We start from the raw sequence: 19,079 nt of genomic DNA, 5'->3' as shown, positions 1-19,079 counted from the left end.
TTATTTCTCACTGTCGACGAGGCCACGCACAAAGGCACGCTGCATGGCAAAAACGATAACCACCGGGGGAATCAGCGTGAGCAGCATTGCCGCCATCACCTGGTTCCATTGTGTTGAGCCCTCACCTACGGCAATCATGCCTTTAATGCCCGCAACAGCCGTGCCCAGATTGACGTCGCTGATGATAAGCAGAGGCCACAAATATTGGTTCCAGCCGTATATAAAGGTAATGACAAACAGCGCCGCCAGATTGGTTTTTGATAGCGGCAGCACGATGTCCCAGAAAAAGCGCATCGGCGAGGCACCATCAATACGTGCCGCTTCCATCAGTTCATCGGGAAGCGTCATAAAGAACTGGCGAAACAGAAATGTCGCCGTAGCGGAAGCCATCAGCGGTAGCGTTAACCCGGTGTAGCTGTCGAGCATTTTCAGGTTCGCAATCACTTCCACCGTCGGGAAGATACGCACTTCAACCGGCAGCATCAGGGTGATAAAAATCATCCAGAAGAAGAGGTTACGCAGCGGGAAACGAAACCAGACGATGGCAAAAGCGGATAGCATCGAAACGGCGATTTTCCCCACGGTAATGGAGAACGCCATGATGAAGCTGTTAAGCATCATCAGCCAGAACGGCGCACTGTTAGCCCCCACGCCGTTAATCCAAATCGCTTTCATGTTTTCCAGCAGGTGCGTGCCGGGAATCAGGGTCATTGGCGTTTCAAAAACGGCTTTGTTATCCAGCGTTGCCGCCACAAAGGCGACATACAGGGGAAACAGGATCGTCACAATGCCCAGGATAAGCAGAAGGTGGCTGAAAAAAGTCAGCCCTGGACGATTCTCAATCATTGGTAGCGTACCTTGCTTTCAACATAACGGAACTGAACGACCGTCAGCACGATCACCAGGAACATCAATACCACGGACTGTGCAGCGGATGCGGACAGATCCAGACCGGCAAAGCCCTCACGGTAAATCTTATAAATCAGCGTGGTCGTTGCCTGTACCGGGCCGCCCGCCGTCGCGGCATCAATCACCGGGAAGGTATCGAAGAAGGCGTACACCAGGTTGACCACCAGCAGGAAGAAACTCACCGGGGCAATCAGCGGCAGCGACAGCTTAAAGAAGCGGCGAATCGGCCCTGCGCCATCAATCGCCGCGGCTTCCACCAGGGAACGGGGGATAGATTGCAGCGCTGCGAAGAAGAATAAAAAGTTGTAACTAATCTGCTTCCAGATAGAAGCAAAAACCACCAGGAACATGGCCTGCCCACTATTTTGCGCGTGGTTCCAGTTATAGCCAAATTGTTCAAGAACGTGGGTTATCAAACCGCGACCGGGATTGAAGAGAAAGATCCACAACACAGCGGCGACCGCCGGGGCGACGGCATACGGGAGCAGCATCAATGTCTGGTATACACGGCTGCCGCGTACCACGTTGTCGACCAGCGCGGCAAAGAACAGGGAGGAGAACAGACCAAAAAAAGTGACCAGCGCGCTAAAACGCATCGTCGTCCAGAAGGACTCGAGGTAATAGCTGTCATGGAACAGGGCTACAAAGTTATCCAGGCCAACAAACTGGCTCGACAGGCCGAACGGATCAACGCTTTGAACCGAATACCACAGCGCTTCGCCCGCAGGCCAGATAAAGAAAATAATGGTGATAACCAGTTGAGGCGCGACCAGCAGGTAAGGCAGCCAGCGCGAACGAAACACCGGACGGGATGAGGACATAGTTATGCTCTGAGTTGTATTTTCCCCTCACCCTAACCCTCTTCCCACAGGGGCGAGGGGTGGGTTTGCGCCCTCTCCCTTTAAGGAAGAGGGCCGGGGTGAGGGGGTAAGCTATTAAGACTTAGTCGACTGTTCGAAGCGGCGAAGTAGCTGATTACCACGCTCTACGGCCGAATCCAGGGCCTGCTGCGGCGTTTTCTTACCGGTCCAGACGCTTTCCAGCTCTTCATCCACAATGGTACGAATCTGCGGCATGTTGCCCAGACGCAGACCTTTAGTGAACGGCAACGGCGGCTTGTTCAACATCTGACGCGTTGCGATGTCCGCACCCGGGTTCTTGTCATAGAAACCTTCTTTACGGGTCAGATCATATGCAGCGGTAGTAATCGGCAGATAGCCGGTTTTCTGGTGCCATTCAGCAGCGATTTCCGGTTTAGCCAGGAACTCAAGGAACTGCGCAACACCCGTATAGGTCGGCTTATCTTTGCCCTGCATAACCCACAGGCTGGCCCCGCCGATGATGGCGTTCTGCGGTGCGCCTTTCACGTCAGCGTCGTAAGGCATCATGCCTACACCGTAGTTAAATTTGGCGTAATGACGGATATCCGCCAGCGAGCCAGAGGAGGCAGTAGTAATCGCGCAGTCACCGTTATAGAACTTCTCGGTAGACTCGTCTTTACGACCGAAGTAGCTGAAATCCCCTTTCTTGTTCAGCTCTTCGAGCATGGCGATGTGTTTCACCTGCTCCGGTTTGTTGAACTCCAGAACCGCATCCGTACCGTCGAAACCGTTGTTTTTGGTCGCAACCGGCAGGCCGTGCCAGGCGCTGAAGTTTTCAATCTGAATCCAGCCCTGCCAACCGCTGGCGTAACCGCACTTCATCCCTGTGGCTTTCAGTTTGGCCGTGTACGCAGCCAGATCCTGCCAGGTTTTTGGTGGCTGCTCCGGATCTAAGCCCGCTTTTTTGAAGGCATCTTTGTTGTAATACAGCACCGGCGTGGAACTGTTGAACGGCTGAGACAGCAGGTGACCCGTTTTAGAATCGGTGTAGTAGCCGGCAACGGTCGGCACAAACTGAGACTCATCAAAGTTGATACCCGCGTCTTTAAATACTTCATAGACCGGCTTAATGGCTTTCGATGCCATCATGGTCGCCGTACCCACTTCGTAAACCTGCAGCAGAGCGGGCGCATTACCGGTACGGAACGCAGCGATACCCGCACTCAGGCTCTGCTCGTAGTTACCTTTGTACACCGGCACAATTTTGTAATCCGGGTGGGTATCGTTAAAACGTTGCGCCAGGGAGTCGACTTCTTTGCCTAACTCGCCTTCCATGGAATGCCAGAATGGGATTGTCGTGACAGCCATTGCGTTGCCTGCAAAGATCAACCCAAGAGCCAGTCCTAAAGCTGTGTGTCGTAACGGTGTCATTCGGTTTTCTCTCTTGTTGTGCCGGATGCGCGATATCACGCGTTTTATGCTCGCGAGGTAACATGACATGCTCGAATGACAGAAAAATAACCTTTTAATTACAATAAAGTGACAGCCAGACGTCAGAGAGATGATGGATTCATGAAAGCAGAGGGGAAAATATATTAGGATGTGCGGCCTGATGCCCTCACCCCGATCCTCTCCCACGGGGAGAGGGAGGAAACACTAAAAACGACAGCCTGATGGCTGCCGTTTCGCTTTTATTAACCGCCCAGATAGGCGCTACGCACCGCTTCGTTCGCCAGCAGCGCATCGCCGGTATCTTCCAGCACGACATGACCGTTTTCCAGCACGTAGCCGCGATCGGCGAGTTTCAGCGCCTGGTTGGCGTTCTGCTCGACGAGGAAGATGGTCATCCCTTCTTTACGCAGTTGTTCGATAGTATCGAAAATCTGCTGAATGATGATCGGCGCAAGACCCAGAGAAGGTTCGTCCAGCAGCAGCAGGCGCGGCTGACTCATCAGCGCACGGCCAATTGCTAGCATCTGCTGTTCACCGCCGGACATCGTGCCCGCACGCTGAATACGACGCTCATGCAGACGCGGGAACAGCTCGTAGACCCACTTGATGCGATCCTGGAACTGGTCGCGATCGGCAAAGAAGCCGCCCATCGCCAGGTTCTCTTCCACGGTCATACGGGAGAAGACGCGACGCCCTTCCGGGACAATCGCCACCGCTTCGCGCATAATTTTCGCCGTCTGCCAGTCGGTAATGTCTTTGCCATCAAACACAATACGACCGCTGGTTGCGCGCGGATCGCCACACAGGGTTCCCAGCAACGTGGTTTTACCCGCGCCGTTGGCACCGATCAGGGTGACAATCTCTCCCTGATTGATATGCAGGCTGACATCATGCAGCGCCTGGATTTTGCCGTAGTGGGCGCTAACTTTGTCAAAGGACAACATGACTTTTTCCATCTTATGCCTCACCAAGGTATGCGCGGATCACGTCCGGGTTATTACGAATTTCTTCCGGCGTACCGTTAGCCAGTGGCGTGCCCTGGTTGACGACATAAATACGATCGGAGATCCCCATCACCAGCTTCATATCATGCTCGATGAGCAGGATGGTGGTGTTGTGGTTGTTACGCAGCTCAACGATTAACTCGTCCAGCTCTTTGGTCTCTTTCGGGTTCAGCCCTGCCGCCGGTTCGTCCAGCATCAGGATTTCCGGCTGCGTCACCATGCAACGGGCAATCTCCAGACGACGCTGGTCGCCATAGGCCAGGTTACTTGCCTGACGGTTGGCATGCTCAAGCAGACCAATACGCTCAAGCCAGATGGCAGCACGATCCAGTGCTTCACTCTGCGCGCGGCGGAAAGATGGCGTTTTCAGCAGACCGGAGAAGACACCGGTTTTCAGTTGCTGATGCTGTGCCACCAGCAGGTTTTCAATCACCGTCATTTCACGGAACAGACGTACGTGCTGGAAAGTACGCACTACGCCCATGCGGGCAATTTGCTGGCCCGGCAGCCCTTCCAGATGCTGGTCACGCAGCATAATGGTGCCGCCCGTCGGTTTGTAGAAACCGGTCAGGCAGTTAAAGACGGTGGTTTTTCCCGCACCGTTAGGACCAATCAGCGAGACGATTTCCTGCGGATGTAAATCCAGCGCCACATTGTTGACGGCCAGCAGGCCGCCAAAGCGCATCATCAGGCCGTTTACGGATAACAATGGCTGACTCATGCCTGTTCTCCCTTTGCCTGACCGTTTTTCAGTTTCAGTTGCGGACGGGTCATCGGCAGTAAGCCTTGAGGACGCCAAATCATCATCAGTACCATCAATCCACCCAGCATCAACATGCTGTATTCATTGAAATCGCGCATCAGCTCGCGGGAAACCACCAGCAGAATCGCTGCCAGGATAACCGCAAACTGCGAACCCATACCGCCCAGCACCACAATGGCCAGCACAAAGGCAGACTCGGCAAAGGTGAAGGATTCCGGGCTGACAAAACCCTGGCGCGCGGCAAACAGCGTACCGGCAAAACCAGCAAACGCGGCGCTGATAGTGAAGGCAGTCAGTTTGATGCGAGTCGGGTTGAGGCCCAGAGAGCGGCAGGCAATTTCGTCTTCACGCAGCGCTTCCCAGGCACGGCCGAGCGGCATACGCAGCAGACGGTTAATCACAAACAGGGTGAGTACGACCAGCAGCAGCGCAACCATATAGAGGAAGACGACACGGTCGCTGGGGTCATAAGGCACGCCAAAGAAGTTGCTGAATGTATCCCAACCGCCCTCGCGCGCGGTACGGCTAAACTCCAGACCGAACAGCGTCGGCTTCGGAATCTGGCTGATCCCGTTCGGGCCACCGGTAATTTCGGTATTGTTCAGCAGCAGGATACGGACGATTTCGCCGAAACCGAGGGTGACAATCGCCAGGTAATCTCCGCGCAGACGCAGTACCGGGAAGCCAAGCAGGAAGCCTGCCGCCGCCGACACCAGGCCCGCCAGCGGCAGACATGTCCAGAAACCGAGACCATAATAGTGGTTAAGCAGCGCGAAGGTATAGGCGCCGATAGCGTAGAAACCGCCATAACCCAGCACCAGCAGACCGGACAGCCCCACCACCACATTCAGCCCAAGGCCGAGGATGATGTAAATCATGGTCATGGTGGCGATATCCACCGTACCGCGCGACACCACAAACGGCCATGCCACGGCAGCCACCAGCAGGGCCACCAGGAAGAGTTTCTGTTTAACGGTCGAACCGTCGATCGCCGGCAGAATGAATTTCGGCCCTGAGACGTTTTTCAGCGTCTTCTGGTAAACAGGACGCAGCAACTGGAAGAAAAAGACCACAGCCGTGCCAATGAACACCCATTCCCAACGAATGCTCGCTGCGGTGTTAACCACCAGCTTCGTACCATCCAGCTCTAACTGCACGCCCATAAAGACGCCCGCCAGCACGAAAAACATGGCGGCGGAGAGCAATGCCATCGCAAAATGCATCGGTTTCATACTTTTTCAACCTCCGGGCGACCCAGGATACCGGTCGGCATCACCAGCAGCACGACGATCAGCAGGGCAAAGGCCACAACGTCTTTATATTCCGTACTCAGGTACGCCGAGGAGAGTGCTTCGGTGATGCCCAGAATCAGGCCGCCGATCATTGCACCCGGAATGCTACCGATCCCGCCCAACACCGCTGCGGTAAAGGCCTTCATCCCCGCCATAAAGCCGATATAGGGGTTGATTACGCCATAGAACTGACCGAGCAACACGCCCGCCACTGCCGCCATCGCTGCACCAATCACAAAGGTCAGAGCAATCACGCGGTCAGTATTGATGCCAAGCAGGCTCGCCATTTTCAGGTCTTCTGAACAGGCGCGACAGGCGCGGCCCATGCGGGAATAACGGATAAACACCGTCAGGGCCAGCATCGAAACAAAGGTCACGATCCAGATAACCAGTTGCATGGTGGTGATGGTGGCCGCGAAATTATCACTGCTACCGACCGTCCACTGGCCGTTAAACAGGCTCGGCAACGCCACGTCACGTGAACCTTCGGTCAGGCTGACATAGTTTTGCAGGAAGATTGACATCCCGATGGCGGAAATCAGTGCAATCAGGCGTTTGGAGTTGCGCACCGGGCGGTAAGCCACGCGCTCAATACTCCAGCCATAAGCACTGGCAATGACGATAGCGCCGACAAAGCCTGCGGTAATCAACAGCCAACTGGCGTCGATTCCCATCATCATCAAAGCGGCAATAATCATAAAGGAGACATAACTGCCGATCATATAGACCTCGCCGTGGGCGAAGTTGATCATGCCGATAATGCCATACACCATGGTGTAACCGATGGCGATCAATGCATAGGTGCTTCCCAGCGTCACGCCGTTAAACATCTGCTGCAAGAAGTAGAGAAACTGCTCGGACATAACGTAACCTTTCTAAACCCGACAAGCCGGGATGTTGAACCCCCACTCTAAATAATTCGAGTTGCAGGAAGGCGGCAAGTTTGTTCATCCCCGGAAGCGTACAAATCGTACGTGACCGGGGATGGATAAACGCAGCCAACGCATCTGCGGCGCGAAGTATGATGAGTGGTTGCCTTATTTGGCTACCGTGGACGAACCATCGGCGTGCCACTGGAAGACTCCGAAATCAAATCCTTTCAAATCGCCTTTCTCATCCCAGTTCAGCGGCCCAATCACGGTTTTAGCTCCGTTAGCTTTTAAATCTTTCACCAGCGCGAGCGGTTCATTACTGCCAGAACGCTCCATTGCCTGCGCCAGAGACTGCACTGCGGCATAGGTGATCCAGACATACGGACCACTCGGGTCTTTCTTCTCGGCTTTTAACGCATCGACGATGGCCTGGTTAGCCGGATCCTGATCGTAGCGCTTCGGCATCGTTACCAGCATGCCTTCCGCCGCATCGCCCGCGATGTTGGAAAGGGATGCGTTACCTACGCCTTCCGGCCCCATAAACTGAGTCTGCAGGCCATTCGCACGCGCCTGACGCAGAATTTGTCCCATTTCCGGGTAATAACCACCGTAGTAGACAAAATCGATATTTTCTTTCTTAAGGCGAGCAACCAGCGCGGAGAAGTCTTTCTCACCGGCGGTGATACCGTCAAAGAAAACGATGTTCGCACCGCCAGCTTTCAGCCCTTCCTGAACGGAACGCGCCAGACCTTCACCGTACTGCTGCTTGTCGTGAATGATGGCAATACGCTGCGGCTTCACCGTGCCGAGGATATATTTCGCGGCGGTCGGCCCCTGAGAGGAGTCCAGCCCTGCGGTACGCATAATGTGCTGATAACCGCGCTGGGTGAGTTCCGGATTGGTCGCGCCGGGGGAGATCATCAAAATGCCTTCGTCTTCGTAGATGTCAGACGCAGGCTGCGTTGACGATGAGCAGAGATGTCCAATAACGTATTTGATGCCGTCGTTAACGACTTTATTCGCCACCGCAACGGCTTGTTTCGGGTCACAGGCGTCGTCGTATTCCACAGCGACCAGTTTGTCGCCCTTAACGCCGCCTTTAGCGTTGATATCTTTGATGGCCTGGCGCGCACCGTTGAACTCCATATCGCCCCATTGAGCAATCGGCCCGGACATCGCCCCCACAACCGCAACTTTTATATCCTTCGCCATGGCCGCGTGAGACATCGCAAGTGCAACCATCCCCGCGATTAATGTCTTCGCGTTCCTTCTCATTCTAAAATCCTCGTTCGTGATGTCGTGTGTAAATATATTGTTTTTTTATGGTTAAAAAGCATTCTGTACTTTTTATAGACAACGCTATTTTTACCAGTGCCATGAATGGTTTAGCGCAGTTTTTTGGCAAAAACCAGACTAAATACTCTATTTTTCAGGCGATTAAGCAGAGATAATATTCTGAATTCCGCTGGAGATAAACCAAAAAAGTTCAGTTTACAGCATAAAATAATGGCACAATGAGCGGAATAAAACGCTACCTTTCAGGGGAAAATGCTGCCTGTTTTTCAATCCCTAATGTTTAAATCTGCCGCAACGCCAGCCTCAAAAGTAATCGCCTGCAAACCGAAAAATGAAAAAGTAACAGCCCACGTCAGAGGAAATTGTTTACACTGCAGTTATCTTTTGAGACATGGACAAGCTGTGAATGAAATTGACCATTATCCGTCTGGTAAGTTTTACCGAGCAGGATCTTATTGATTTAGCTAAAGTCTGGCCGGAATACTCCCCTGCATCGCTGGAAGTTGACGAAACGCACCTTATTTATGCGGCGCGTTTTAACGACCGATTATTAGGCGCTGTTCGCGTAACCCTGAGTGGTACCCAGGCGGCACTGGATTCCCTGCGCGTACGTGACGTCACCCGTCGCCGCGGTGTTGGCCAATATTTGCTCGAAGAAGTGATCCGCGATAATCCATCGGTCACCACCTGGTGGATTACCGAAGCCGGCGTAGAAGATCGTAGCGTGATGGCCGCATTCGCTCAGGCGACGGGCTTTACCGCGCAGAATGATGGCTGGGTGAAGCATATAGACGCGTAACCGGATAAGCGCAGCGCATCCGGGAAAGCGCAAAGATGTAAAAACGGCAACCTTCGGGTTGCCGTTTGCATTTATCTCCGTGCGGCCTGATGCCCTCACCCCGCCCCTCTCCCACGGGGAGAGGGAGATGGGTAGGTGACCGGGGTTAACGGACGCGGCCAACACACTTGCGGTGCGAAAGGCGACGGTCAGGGTTTATTTCGCGTCAGTCGCGGTACCATTCGCATGCCAGGTAAACACGCCAAACTCAAAGCCTTTCAGGTCACCCTTCTGATCCCAGGACAATGGTCCCATAACGGTCTCAACAGTGTTGCCTTTCAGCCAGGTTGCGATAGCCGCCGGGTCGGAGGACTGGTTCAGGCCAGCCGCCAGAGACTGCAGCGCAGCGTAGGTGGTCCACACGAAGGCGCCGCTCGGATCCTGTTTCTTCGCTTTGATCGCGTCTACGATAGGTTTGTTCGCCGGAACCTGATCGTAGTTTTTCGGTTTGGTTACTAACATGCCTTCGGCAGAATCGCCCGCGATGTTAGACAGGGAAACGTTCGCTACGCCTTCCGGCCCCATGAATTTGGTTTGCAGACCGGCAGCACGAGACTGACGCAGGATCTGGCCCATTTCCGGGTGGTAGCCACCGTAGTAAACGAAGTCGATGTTCTCTTTTTTCAGACGCGCAACCAGCGTGGAGAAGTCTTTCTCGCCAGCGGTGATACCGTCAAAGAACACCACGTTCGCGCCGCCTTTTTTCAGGCCATCCTGCACAGCACGCGCCAGACCTTCGCCGTACTGCTGTTTATCGTGAATAACAGCAATGCGCTGCGGTTTAACGTGTTCCAGAATGTATTTTGCAGCCGTCGGGCCCTGATCAGAGTCCAGACCGGTGGTACGCAGAGTCAGTTTATAACCGCGAGCGGTCAGCTCAGGTGCGGTCGCTGCTGGCGTAATCATCAGAATACCTTCGTCTTCATAAATATCGGACGCAGGCTGAGTGGAAGAGGAGCACAGGTGACCAATAACGTATTTGATGCCGTCGTTAACCACTTTGTTCGCTACTGCAACGGCTTGTTTCGGGTCGCACGCATCATCATATTTGGTAATAACCAGCTTGTCGCCTTTGATACCGCCTTTGGCATTGATATCAGCAACAGCCTGCTCAGCGCCAGTAAACTCCTGATCACCGTATTGCGCAACCGGGCCAGACATCGCACCCACGACAGCAACTTTAATATCTTTCGCGAATGCCATGTTGCTCATCGCTAACGCGACACATCCTGCCAGTAACGCTTTACCCTTCATATTCATCCTGAGATTCCCCATTGTTTATGGTGATTGCATTTGTTGTGATGTTGTTGTTCGACACATTATTTTGCTGACGGTCATAAGCAAAGAATATGATAGTAGCCAGCACGGATGCCGCCCGTGTCTTGGCAGCATTCTCTGCTAAAACATACCCCATTTTCTAAAATTTGGAACAACAATTTTGAAGGTTATATAACAGGCGGATGACAGTGAGTAAGAAAGCCGCCAGGCGGCGGCTTTCATTGATCAGGTCAATTAGTGGGTCAGTGACTGGTAGATAATATCCAGCGCTTTACGGAACTGAACTTCCGGAATAGTCAGCGGATAGAGGAAGCGAATCACGTTACCGTAGACACCGCAACTCAACAGCAACAGCCCGGCGGCCAGAGCTTTATCCTGCACCTGCTTAGTGAATTCCGCCGACGGTTCACCGCTTTGCGGATCGTTAAACTCCACGGCCACCATAGAACCCTGGGCGCGAATATCCGCAATGTACGGACAGTCCGCTTTCGCTTTGGTCAGCACTTCAACCAGATGCTTACCCAGGTGGTTCGCGCGTTCGCAGAGATTCTCCTCTTCAATCACATCCATCACGGCATGCGCAGCGGCAACAGCCAGAGGGTTACCGGCATAAGTACCGCCTAACCCCCCCGGCGCGGGTGCGTCCATCACTTCCGCACGCCCCGCCACTGCTGACAGCGGCAGGCCGCCCGCCAGGCTTTTCGCCATGGTGATCAAGTCAGGTTTAACGCTGTAATGTTCCACCGCGAAGAGTTTACCGGTACGCGCAAAGCCGGACTGCACTTCATCGGTAATCAACAAAATCCCATGGGTATCACACAACTTACGCAACGCCTGCATAAAGTCGTCTGGCGCGATATTAAAGCCGCCTTCGCCCTGTACCGGCTCGAGTAAAATGGCTGCAACCTGATCGGGGGCGATATCCGCTTTAAAAATACGATCCAGGCTTTTCATAGCGTCTTCAGTACTGACGCCGTGCAGCGCATTCGGGAATTGCGCATGGAAAATGGAACCAGGGAACGGGCCAAAACCGATTTTGTACGGTGCCACTTTGCCGGTCAGCGCCATGGTCATATAGGTACGTCCGTGGAAACCGCCGCCGAAAGTAATCACACCAGGACGTTTGGTATAGGCGCGGGCGATTTTGACCGCGTTTTCCAGCGCTTCTGCCCCGGTTGAGAAAAAGGCTGTTTTGGCCGGGCCTTCTACCGGTACGCGTTCGTTAATGCGTTCCGCCAGCGAGACGTAGCTTTCGTAAGGGACAATCTGATAAGCCGTATGGGTAAAGGCCTGCAACTGTTTTTCCACTGCTGCGACAATTTTAGGATGGCGATGGCCGGTATTAAGCACCGCAATCCCGGCGGCGAAATCGATGACTTCGTTGCCTTCCACATCCCACAGAGTGGCATTTTCTGCTTTCTCGGCATAGAAGCCGCACATCACGCCAATACCACGCGGTGTCGCCTGTAAACGGCGTTGATGTAATTCGTTATTCTTCACCTTAAACTCCCCCGTCATTGATTCATTTCGCAGCAACCCTGTTTTGCAACAATGACACAAGCGGTCCTATAATCGAGTACCAGTTTTGAATAATTAAGGGATCCAATTTGCGTTCGCTCGTGTGTGATTTGCTGCAGTTGCGTCTGGACGAACAAACCGAAGGCAAACTGCATAAGAAATTATATAACGCGATTCGCCTGTCGATCCTCGAAGGGAGCCTGCCCCCGCAAAGCCGCCTGCCGCCGAGCCGGGATTTAGCCGCAGAACTCCACCTTTCGCGCAACACGGTCCTGACGGTTTACGAACAGCTTGTGGCGGAAGGATATGTCGTTTCCCGTGCCGGAAGCGGCACCTTTGTGGCACAGACGGTGCCGGACAGCCTGCTCACGGCGCCGCTGTCGCCAGCCGGACACAGTGCGGGCGATCTTCCTTCTCATCTTTCCTCACGCGGTCAGGCGTTATTGCAAAAAAGCAGCGCCAGCTCACGCCAGTGGGGGGCATTTTTACCCGGCGTGCCCGATGTCAGCGCCTTTCCACATGCCCTGTTTCGTAAAATCCAGGCACGTATCAGCCGCAAACCGCAGGCCAGCCAACTCTCCTACAGCGATGCAGGCGGTAGCCAGGCATTGCAGCAGGCGCTGGTGGAATATCTGCGCGTTACCCGCTCCGTGCGCTGTAGCGCCGGGCAAATCCTGATAACTGAGGGTATTCACCAGGCCATCGATCTGGTATCGCGCATGTTGTGTAACCCCGGCGATAGCGCATGGATTGAAGAGCCAGCCTACTGGGGCATTCGTAACGTTTTGAAGATGAACGGTGTAGAACTCCAGGCTATCGACGTCGATCTTTCCGGCATGCAGCCACCGGAGAGCGGAAACACGCCACCCAGGCTGATATTTGTAACCCCCTCTCATCAGTACCCGCTGGGCTGCGTCATGAGCCTGGAGCGACGCCAGCGCCTGCTGACGCTCGCCCGGCAAACGGGAAGCTGGATTGTTGAGGATGATTACGACAGCGAATTTCGCTTTTCCGGTCAGCCGATCCCCGCGCTCCAGGGACTGGTTGATGACGCGCCGGTTATCTACACCGGGACATTCAGCAAAACGCTCTACCCCGGTCTGCGTCTGGGTTATCTGGTGTTGCCGCGTCCCCTGATGCAGGCGTTAAAGACGGCGCATGCAGAACTGTATCGCGGCGGCCGGTTGCTGGACCAGGAGGCGCTGGCGCAGTTTATTACCGAGGGGCATTACACGGCACATATCCGACGGATGCGTCTGCTCTATGCCCGCCGACGCGCCCGACTGGCAAGCCTGATTGTCGAGGCGCTGGGTAAAGAGGCGCTGAGCGAATATAACGACAATGCCGGGCTGCATCTGGTGCTTTCACTGCCCGCAGAGTGTGATGATGTTGCCCTTGCCAGGCGCGCGAATGAACGAGGTGTTCTGGTGCGGGCACTGTCGCGGTACTACTCTGGCGATAAGCCGTTGAAAGGGTTGTTGATGGGGTTTGCCGCCATGGAGGAAGAAGAGATGGAATCGGCGTTCCAGATCTTGCTGGCCTGCCTGACTCCGGAGGTGGCGTCGCCTTATCCGGACTATATAACCCCGGCCCTGAAAGCAAAAAACTGAACGCCAGAAAACAAAAAGCCGGGTAGCTCTCGCTGACCCGGCCCATTCTTTAACGCACAGCGTTACGCTTCGATCGCGGCACGCAGTTTCTTCATCGCGTTCTTTTCCAACTGACGCACACGCTCAGCGGAAACACCGTAACGATCTGCCAGTTCCTGCAGCGTTGTTTTGTTCTCTTCATCCAACCAGCGAGCACGAATAATGGCCTGGCTACGCTCGTCGAGACCCTGCATCGCATCCGTCAGCTTATTAGCAGCCTGCTCTTCCCAGTTGTCGTCTTCAATGCCATCCGCAAAGTTAGACGATTTATCCTGCAGATAGAGTACCGGTGCCATAGGCTGGCTATCGGAAGATTCATCATCTGGCGACATATCGAAAGTCATGTCCTGCGCCGCCATACGTGATTCCATTTCACGCACGTCTTTGCTGGTCACGCCCAGTTCACGGGCAACCATTTCCACTTCGTCCTGGTTAAACCAGCCCAGACGCTGCTTGGTTTTACGCAGGTTAAAGAACAACTTACGCTGTGCTTTCGTGGTCGCGACTTTCACAATACGCCAGTTACGCAGCACGTATTCGTGAATCTCAGCTTTAATCCAGTGCACGGCGAAAGAGACGAGGCGCACACCCACTTCCGGGTTGAAGCGACGTACGGCTTTCATCAGGCCGATATTACCTTCCTGGATCAGATCCGCCTGCGGCAGACCATAGCCCGAATAGTTACGAGCAATATGAACAACAAAGCGCAGGTGTGACAGGATCAGCTTCTTAGCTGCTTCCAGATCGCCCTGGTAATGCAGCTTTTCAGCCAGTGCCCTTTCTTCATCAGCCGTCAACATCGGCCATGCGTTAGCGGCCCGGATATAAGATTCCAGGTTACCAACAGGGGCTAAAGCTAAAGTTTGCATTTCTTTGGTCATTCAAATCCTCTCAAATTACATTCGACTGGCGGCGGTCTGTCCCCATCAGGCAACACACATGCCAGCGTTAATGAGCAACGAGAATAGCATCCACTCTTGTATCAGACAGTGATTTTATCCACAAGTTCCAGGCTGGATTGTGAATAAATTAGGCACAAAATGTGACATAAGAATGAAAAACCGCGGCAAAGGAAAGGAGATATGCGCTATACGCTTTCCCTGCGACGGGAATACTGCATTGCAGGGAAAGAGTATATCAGACTTTTTTTACTGCGGAGTAAAGTGACGTAAATGTTGCACAGTTGCCAGCCAGGCAGCAACCCAGCCAATCATTGAGCACACCAGCAGCAACAGCAGGCATTCATCGAACGACAGGCCGTTCAGATCGAACTTCGTTCCGAATACCTGCGCCACCTCGCTCACCGCAGAGGAGAGCCGTAGCACCAGAATCTCAGAAAGAATCAGTGACAGGAAGGCGCCACTAAAGCCCAACAGCGCTCCACCGTACAGGAAAGGACGCAGAATAAAACCGTCCGTTGCGCCAATCAGTTTTTGCACGTTGATCGTATCGCGGCGGGCAAAAATGCTAAGACGCACACTGTTGCCGATAACGAGGAACACCGCCGCTACCATCAGCACACCAATCATTGCCGATACCCGACCAACCAGCCCGGTTAGCGCCGCAAGACGGGCAAACCAGCTGTCGTCCATCCGCACTTCATCAATACCGTGCAGTTTCGAAATACGGTCACGCAGCGTGTTTAGCGCATTCGTGCTCTGGAAGTCGAGCTTGGGGATCACCACCGCCACCGCAGGCAGCGGGTTCTCTTCCAGCATATCCAGCGCGCCGCCAAAACCAGACCAGTTGCGGAACTCGCCGAGCGCATCCTCACGGGACAGGTAGTTGACCTTCTCCACACCCTGCTCCGCCTGAAGCTGCCCTACCACCTGAGCCGCAGCGTCGTCATCCAGCGCCTTATCGAAATAGACTGTAATTTGCGGTGACGGATAATACTGCGAGGCGGCCTGGTTAACGTTTTTGTACACCATATAGCAGACACTCGGCAGCGTCAGGGAAATGGCAATCACCATTACCGTCAGGAACGTGGCAAAAGGTTTGCTTTTCAGGTCCTGTAACGCGCCCTGGAAGGCATAACGCACCTGTTCGTTAAAAACGTTGGTTTTACGCGAACTGACTTTCGGCGCACCTTTACCACGGCGCGGCGCGTTACGGCCCGCATCACCGGTACCGCTCGCCGATTTACGAAAACGATCCAGTTTGCTGCCAAATTGCCGCATTTGATTCAATGCATCACGCTTATTCACCCGCCAGGCCTCCATGCAAATGGCCATCGCTTAAAGTCAGCATGCGGTACGAACGCCGGGAAATCAGCCCCAGATCGTGCGTCGCCATTAACACGGTGACCCCAACACGATTGAACTCCTCAAACAGACGTAAAATCCCTTCGGAAAGGGCGTCGTCCAGGTTACCGGTCGGTTCGTCCGCCAGCAGTACCGCAGGTTTGTTCACTACCGCGCGGGCAATACCCACGCGCTGTTGTTCACCACCGGAAAGCTGAATCGGAAAACTCTTCGCTTTGTCGAGCAGACCTACCTTGTCCAGCGCTGCGGAAACACGGCGACGAATGTCGTCACCGCTGGCCCCGGCAATGATCAACGGGATAGCCACGTTGTCATAAACCGTCCTGTCCATCAGCAAATGGTGATCCTGGAAAATCATCCCGATCTGCCGACGCAGAAACGGCACTTCCCGGTTTTTCAGGCGCGTAATATCGTGCCCGCCAAAGACGATTTTCCCGGCGCTTGGCCGCTCAATGCCACAGATAAGCTTGAGCAGGGTACTCTTCCCTGCGCCGGAGTGGCCGGTCAGAAAGGCCATCTCGCCCGGTTGCAGATGGAATGTCACCCCCTGCAACGCTTGTCTCCCACCGAGATAGGCTTTGCTGACGTGTTCAAAGCGAATCATTGTTAATCCTCTCGGGCAAAAAGTGCCTCTATAAAATCGCCCGCGTTAAACGGACGTAGATCCTCAATACGTTCGCCGACCCCAATGTAGCGGATAGGAATGCCAAACTGATCCGCTACCGAGAAAATCACACCGCCCTTCGCCGTACCGTCCAGCTTGGTAAGGGTGATACCCGTCAGGCCAACGGCTTCATGGAACAGTTTGGCCTGGCTTATCGCATTCTGCCCGGTGCTGGCATCGATGGTCAGCATCACCTCATGCGGTGCGTCTTCGTCCAGCTTTTTCATCACGCGGACGATCTTTTTCAGCTCTTCCATCAGGTGCGCTTTATTCTGCAAGCGCCCGGCGGTATCGGCGATGAGTACATCCACATGACGCGCTTTGGCGGCCTGGATGGCATCGAAAATCACCGAGGCGGAGTCGGCCCCCGTATGTTGGGCGATAACCGGAATATTGTTACGCTGCCCCCACACCTGCAACTGCTCAACCGCCGCAGCACGGAAGGTGTCGCCAGCCGCCAGCATCACCGATTTACCCTGTTGTTCAAACTGACGCGCCAGTTTACCAATGGTGGTCGTTTTACCCACCCCATTGACGCCAACCATCAGAATAACAAACGGTGTTTTGCCTTCAACATTCAGCGGTTCATCAACTTTGGCAAGGATGTCACCCATCTCTTCTTTGAGCAAACCATACAGTGCCTCGGCATCACGCAGTTGTTTGCGCGACGCGCCTTCCGTCAGACTCGTAATGATTTTACGGGTGGTTTCTACCCCGACGTCGGCAATCAGTAACTGCTCTTCCAGCTCTTCAAAGAGATCATCGTCGATTTTTTTACCCCGGAACAGACTGATAAATCCGGAACCGAGATTCTCTTTGGTTTTCAGAAGGCTGCGTTTGAGTCGCGCGAAGAAACCCTCTTTGGTCGGCTTCTCTTGTTCAACAACGGTCTCTTCAACAACCCCTTCTGCAGGTTCGTCAACCGGCACCACCACCAGCGCTTCCTCAGCCGCGTCCGCAGCCAGAGCCTGGGCTTCCAGCTCTTCATCGCTGATCGGCGCGTCTTCGTCGACGGGCTCCTGCTCCGGCTGCCACTCTTGCGCGGCACTTTCCGGTTCGCTCACCTCTTCCGGCAGCGGCAGTTCTTCGCGCGCCACGACCTCAGGTTGTGGTTCCTCTTCTACTGGCTGTGGCTTTTCGCTTTCAACCAGTTTTTCAGTAACCTCAACGACCTCTTCTGCAAAGGTTTCGCTCTCTTCCTGGGTATGCGGCGGCTGCGTTTCGGCTGCCTGCTCCGCTTCTTTTTCTTTTACCTGATCTTTTTGCCCAAAGCCCAGCCAGGAAAAAAAGCCACGTTTCTTCTCATCTGCCATTTGCGACTACACTCCTCGCGGTTTATTCATGGCGCAGCCCGTACTGGCGCAACAGGGCTGAAAAATAGGGTTAATTAGATAGATAGTCTATCACTTTCCTTAACTCGCATCACCGCCTGCGGATTAAGGTTTCGCGCCGCGCCGGGCGCCGCTAGAATAGCAGGCCGAAATGATGAGCTAAGCGATGACCATGAAGAAACCCAATCGGGCCGCCACCGGCCAGATACGTATTATTGGTGGGCAATGGCGGGGACGCAAACTCCCGGTGCCGGACAGCCCCGGATTGCGCCCGACAACTGACCGTGTGCGCGAAACCCTATTTAACTGGCTGGCGCCGTCCATGGTCGACGCGCGTTGTCTCGACTGCTTTGCCGGCAGCGGCGCGCTGGGCTTAGAGGCCTTGTCACGCTACGCCGCCAGCGCCACGCTGCTCGAAATGGAACGCGGGGTCGCCCAGCAATTGCAGCAAAACCTGGCGACATTAAAAGCCGCCAACGGCAAAGTGATCACCGGGAATACCCTGGCCTGGCTGGCCCAAAGCGGCACGCCGCATGATATCGTGTTTGTCGACCCGCCGTTTCGCAAAGGGATGCTCGAAGAGACCTTAACCCTGCTGGAAAACAACGGCTGGCTGGCCAATGGCGCGCTAATCTACGTCGAAAGCGAAGTAGAGAATGGCCTGCCGCTGGTGCCTGCAAGCTGGAGTTTGCACCGGGAGAAAGTCGCGGGGCAGGTCGCCTACCGCTTATATCAGCGTGAATCACAAGGAGAGGAAAATGAGCATACTGATTAATCTGGGACGGCTGTTAATGCTCTTTGTCTGGGCATTTTTACTGCTGAACCTGTTTTCCCCGTTTCCTAAACCGCTCAATATTTTCGTCAACGTGGCGCTGTTTTTCACCGTGTTTATGCACGCCATTCAGGCGACGATGATGAAAAAAACGCTGCCGAAAGACGGTCCGCAAATGACACGGTTCGAAGAGTTTCGCATCTTTGTCTTTGGCGTTTTTGAGCTGCTTATCTGGCTGAAAAAACTGAAAGCAAAAAAATAAATGGCACATTTTTAAGATTCCCCTGTCTTCCGTAACATTGTCATTCACCTGCTACGACCACTAAACTCATTAGTAGAGCCGTGGGCATGGTGCT

18 protein-coding genes are annotated in these 19,079 nt (G+C 54.1%); 4 read left to right on the top strand and 14 right to left on the bottom strand.

What is annotated here, in order from left to right; genetic code table 11:
• The 8 genes from ugpE to livK all read right to left on the bottom strand — a co-directional run bounded on the left by ugpE (nt 1) and on the right by livK (nt 8,388).
• Nucleotides 1–846 (bottom strand): sn-glycerol-3-phosphate ABC transporter permease UgpE, encoded by an 846-nt coding sequence (gene ugpE, locus C5523_RS01715; RefSeq protein ID WP_041851344.1) that lies wholly within the window; start codon nt 844–846, stop codon nt 1–3.
• On the bottom strand, nt 843–1,730 hold the full coding sequence (ugpA, locus tag C5523_RS01710) for a sn-glycerol-3-phosphate ABC transporter permease UgpA (RefSeq protein ID WP_041851343.1): 888 nt from the start codon (nt 1,728–1,730) through the stop codon (nt 843–845). The genes ugpE and ugpA overlap by 4 nt, the downstream gene beginning before the upstream one ends.
• Before the next feature lie 114 nt (nt 1,731–1,844).
• The gene (ugpB, locus tag C5523_RS01705; protein ID WP_041851342.1) at nt 1,845–3,161 is read right to left on the bottom strand and encodes a sn-glycerol-3-phosphate ABC transporter substrate-binding protein UgpB; all 1,317 of its coding nucleotides are present in this window, start codon (nt 3,159–3,161) and stop codon (nt 1,845–1,847) included.
• A gap of 263 nt (nt 3,162–3,424) precedes the next feature.
• A complete protein-coding gene (gene livF, locus C5523_RS01700; protein WP_041851341.1) occupies nt 3,425–4,138 on the bottom strand; it encodes a high-affinity branched-chain amino acid ABC transporter ATP-binding protein LivF in 714 nt (237 codons plus the stop codon).
• A gap of 1 nt (nt 4,139) precedes the next feature.
• On the bottom strand, nt 4,140–4,907 hold the full coding sequence (gene livG, locus C5523_RS01695; RefSeq protein ID WP_041851340.1) for a high-affinity branched-chain amino acid ABC transporter ATP-binding protein LivG: 768 nt from the start codon (nt 4,905–4,907) through the stop codon (nt 4,140–4,142).
• A complete protein-coding gene (gene livM / locus C5523_RS01690; RefSeq protein ID WP_041851339.1) occupies nt 4,904–6,181 on the bottom strand; it encodes a branched chain amino acid ABC transporter permease LivM in 1,278 nt (425 codons plus the stop codon). Before livM ends, livG begins: the two co-directional genes overlap by 4 nt.
• Nucleotides 6,178–7,104, bottom strand: coding sequence for a high-affinity branched-chain amino acid ABC transporter permease LivH (gene livH, locus C5523_RS01685; RefSeq protein ID WP_041851338.1), 927 nt, complete (start codon nt 7,102–7,104; stop codon nt 6,178–6,180). The genes livM and livH overlap by 4 nt, the downstream gene beginning before the upstream one ends.
• Nucleotides 7,105–7,278: 174 nt before the next feature.
• Entirely contained in the window at nt 7,279–8,388 is a 1,110-nt protein-coding gene (gene livK / locus C5523_RS01680) for a high-affinity branched-chain amino acid ABC transporter substrate-binding protein LivK (RefSeq protein ID WP_041851337.1), read from the bottom strand.
• Nucleotides 8,389–8,815: 427 nt separating this feature from the next.
• Here livK and panM point away from each other — a divergent pair, with 427 nt between their 5' ends.
• Entirely contained in the window at nt 8,816–9,208 is a 393-nt protein-coding gene (gene panM / locus C5523_RS01675; protein ID WP_041851336.1) for an aspartate 1-decarboxylase autocleavage activator PanM, read from the top strand.
• A gap of 195 nt (nt 9,209–9,403) precedes the next feature.
• On the opposite strand, the gene C5523_RS01670 is transcribed toward panM, so the two are convergent.
• Nucleotides 9,404–10,507: a branched-chain amino acid ABC transporter substrate-binding protein gene (locus tag C5523_RS01670; RefSeq protein ID WP_162303313.1), complete on the bottom strand. Its 1,104-nt coding sequence runs from the start codon at nt 10,505–10,507 to the stop codon at nt 9,404–9,406.
• A 252-nt stretch (nt 10,508–10,759) separates the two neighbouring features.
• The gene (locus tag C5523_RS01665; protein ID WP_108702273.1) at nt 10,760–12,025 is read right to left on the bottom strand and encodes a 4-aminobutyrate--2-oxoglutarate transaminase; all 1,266 of its coding nucleotides are present in this window, start codon (nt 12,023–12,025) and stop codon (nt 10,760–10,762) included.
• Between the two features lie 107 nt (nt 12,026–12,132).
• Here C5523_RS01665 and C5523_RS01660 point away from each other — a divergent pair, with 107 nt between their 5' ends.
• The gene (locus C5523_RS01660) at nt 12,133–13,653 is read left to right on the top strand and encodes a PLP-dependent aminotransferase family protein (protein WP_108700512.1); all 1,521 of its coding nucleotides are present in this window, start codon (nt 12,133–12,135) and stop codon (nt 13,651–13,653) included.
• 62 nt (nt 13,654–13,715) lie between these two features.
• Here the strand turns inward: C5523_RS01660 and rpoH are convergent, their stop codons facing one another.
• The 4 genes from rpoH to ftsY all read right to left on the bottom strand — a co-directional run bounded on the left by rpoH (nt 13,716) and on the right by ftsY (nt 17,933).
• Nucleotides 13,716–14,573: an RNA polymerase sigma factor RpoH gene (gene rpoH / locus C5523_RS01655; RefSeq protein WP_041851334.1), complete on the bottom strand. Its 858-nt coding sequence runs from the start codon at nt 14,571–14,573 to the stop codon at nt 13,716–13,718.
• A gap of 267 nt (nt 14,574–14,840) precedes the next feature.
• Nucleotides 14,841–15,899: a permease-like cell division protein FtsX gene (gene ftsX / locus C5523_RS01650; RefSeq protein WP_041851333.1), complete on the bottom strand. Its 1,059-nt coding sequence runs from the start codon at nt 15,897–15,899 to the stop codon at nt 14,841–14,843.
• Nucleotides 15,892–16,560: a cell division ATP-binding protein FtsE gene (gene ftsE / locus C5523_RS01645; protein WP_041851332.1), complete on the bottom strand. Its 669-nt coding sequence runs from the start codon at nt 16,558–16,560 to the stop codon at nt 15,892–15,894. Before ftsE ends, ftsX begins: the two co-directional genes overlap by 8 nt.
• Nucleotides 16,561–16,562: 2 nt before the next feature.
• Nucleotides 16,563–17,933, bottom strand: a complete 1,371-nt coding sequence (gene ftsY / locus C5523_RS01640; protein WP_108700511.1) for a signal recognition particle-docking protein FtsY — start codon at nt 17,931–17,933, stop codon at nt 16,563–16,565.
• A gap of 190 nt (nt 17,934–18,123) precedes the next feature.
• Between ftsY and rsmD the strand changes: the two genes are divergently transcribed.
• Together rsmD and C5523_RS01630 are read left to right on the top strand one after the other, a co-directional pair.
• Nucleotides 18,124–18,726 carry a 16S rRNA (guanine(966)-N(2))-methyltransferase gene (gene rsmD, locus C5523_RS01635; protein ID WP_041851444.1) on the top strand — a complete coding sequence of 201 codons (603 nt, stop codon included), beginning with the start codon at nt 18,124–18,126 and terminating at the stop codon, nt 18,724–18,726.
• The gene (locus tag C5523_RS01630) at nt 18,710–18,985 is read left to right on the top strand and encodes a DUF1145 family protein (RefSeq protein WP_041851330.1); all 276 of its coding nucleotides are present in this window, start codon (nt 18,710–18,712) and stop codon (nt 18,983–18,985) included. The genes rsmD and C5523_RS01630 overlap by 17 nt, the downstream gene beginning before the upstream one ends.
• Nucleotides 18,986–19,079: the final 94 nt, after the last annotated feature.

Origin of the sequence: Phytobacter sp. SCO41, from assembly GCF_003073275.1 — a bacterium.
Lineage (GTDB): Bacteria > Pseudomonadota > Gammaproteobacteria > Enterobacterales > Enterobacteriaceae > Phytobacter > Phytobacter diazotrophicus.
The sequence above is the reverse complement of the archived record's forward strand: the minus strand, read 5'-3'. Positions and strand labels throughout refer to the sequence as shown.